2 protein-coding genes are annotated in these 2,039 nt (G+C 69.5%); both read left to right on the forward strand.

Translation table 11 applies throughout. The annotated features are described in order from the left end of the window. The first annotated feature begins 126 nt into the window (after positions 1-126). Positions 127-462: a hypothetical protein gene (locus BLW04_RS27255; RefSeq protein WP_175484309.1), complete on the forward strand. Its 336-nt coding sequence runs from the start codon at positions 127-129 to the stop codon at positions 460-462. A gap of 83 nt (positions 463-545) precedes the next feature. Further along, on the forward strand, positions 546-1,964 hold the full coding sequence (locus BLW04_RS25295; protein ID WP_175484310.1) for a signal peptidase I: 1,419 nt from the start codon (positions 546-548) through the stop codon (positions 1,962-1,964). Positions 1,965-2,039: the final 75 nt, after the last annotated feature.

Here is a 2,039-nt window from a genome sequence, read left to right on the forward strand (position 1 = left end):
GGAGCGGATGCTCGCCGGCTTGTCGACCCGCCGCTACCCGGTGGGCCTGGAGCCGGTCGGGAAGCAGGTCGAGCGAGCTGGGAGGATGTCCGAAGTTCCACGGAACGCGGGACATCCTCGGTGGCTGTGGCAGGGCTGGCTGTCGCGGCGGGCTCCGCCTCGACGGCCAGCAACACCGTCCAGGCGAGCACGGCCGGCTACGGCTCGTCGACCATCACCGGTGCGACCGCGACCAGCCTCAAGTACACGCTGAGCGCCGACGGCACCACGATCACCGCCGCGGACCTGGTGTTCACCGGGAACCTCACCGGCCGGACCGTCGCTGCCGGGTTCGGCACGGGCGCTCTGACGACGTGCACGCTGGCCGCCTATGACTCGGTGGCACTCACCACTGGGGCCTCCTGCACCGGATACACGCAGGCAACCGCCAGCTCGACGACGTTCAACGTCGCCGTCAGCTGATGAACTCGGGCACCGCGGGCCGTCTTCTAGCGGCCCGCGGCGCCCGCCTCCCGGCGATCCGCACGGGCCGTCTGGCTACCTGGATGCTCGCTGCCCTCCTCACCGCGGCGGCCTGGACGCTGCTGGCCCCACCGGCGCTGGGCGGGCAGACCAGCTACGTGGTCACCCACGGCGAGAGCATGCTGCCGGCCTTCCACACCGGGGACTTCGCGCTCGTGCGCGAGCAGCCCCGGTACCAGGTGGGGGATGTGATCGCCTACCGCAGCAGCACCCTGCATGTTGTCGTGCTCCACCGGATCATCGGCACCGAATCAGACGGCTTGCGGACCCGCGGGGACCACAACAACTGGACCGATCCCGACCTGATCACGCCGGATGAGGTCATCGGCCGGCTGTGGCTGCACATTCCCACCATCGGATCTGCGCTGACCACACTCCGCACCGCGGCGCCCGCCGTGCTCATCGCTGTGGCGACCACCGCCACGACGGCCCTGACGGCGCATGGCGCTCGTCGACGGCGTTCACACCGAAAGGCAACCCCGATGCACCGCAACGGCAGCCACCCCCCTGCGTCCTCGCTTCGCTTCATCGGAGCAGTAGCGGTGATTCTCGGGTGCGCGCTGCTGCTGCTCAGTTTCCGTGGCGCGACCAGTGAGGGACCGGCGGTGATCGGTTCGGTCGTCCACCGGATCGATGTGAGCTACCAGGCGCCGGCCGACGCCGAGGTGTACCAGGGTGGCGAACTCACCACCGGGGACCCGGTGTTCACCACCCTCACTCCACGTGTCGACGTGCGCGTCGGGTACCGGGTCACCGGAGACGTCCCCGAACAGGCGCCGGGCCGACTGGATCTCGCCGCGCGGTTGAGCAGCCCCAACGGCTGGCAACGCCTCATCCCCCTGGGCAGCACCGCGGTGGTGAGCAACGGCGTTACCGAGGTGACCGGCACTCTGGACCTCGCGCAGCTGCAGGCTGTTGTCGACAGAGTTCAGCGACGCACCGGATCCTCCGGGGTCGGCCAGCAACTGGACCTGGTGTCCACGGTCACCGGACGCTCCGCGACAGCCACAGGCGCTGTCCCCCAGTTGCCTTCGGTCTCCTTCCGCTTCGGGGATGGCCAGCTCGTTCTGGACGATGGGCACCACTCCCGCGGAGCCCCGGTCACCCGAACCGCCACAGAAACGGTTACCGCGGCAGCCAGCGGGGGTGCGCGCGTCGACTTCGCCGGACTGTCCGTGGCCGCGTGGCAGGTACGTGCCGCGGGCGCAGTGGCCGTGGTGCTCGGCGCGCTTGTGGGCGGGGTCGGCCTGGTCGGTTGCCGACGGGATCCGCTGGCCGGGCTGACAAAGCCCGTCATAACGGTGACCGACCATCAGCAGGTGGCCACAGCCGTGGAGACGTCGTCCCTGAACGGGCTGCTCGACCTCGCCCACCGCTACGACTGGCCGGTGCTTCACCTGCCTGCCCCCGACGAGTCGATCTACCTAGAGCGTGTCTGCTAACTGCGGACGCGGTGATGGATGATCATGCAGCCGAGGAGGACACCGCCGAGGTAGGTGGTGGCGTATTTGTCGTAG

The sequence above is a fragment of the Modestobacter sp. DSM 44400 genome, assembly GCF_900107175.1.
GTDB lineage: Bacteria > Actinomycetota > Actinomycetes > Mycobacteriales > Geodermatophilaceae > Modestobacter.

Bases quoted from the DNA above. Each gene is read 5' to 3' on its own strand.
- BLW04_RS25295 (WP_175484310.1), top strand. From the start codon at position 546: ATGCTCGCTGCCCTCCTCACCGCGGCGGCCTGGACGCTGCTGGCCCCA.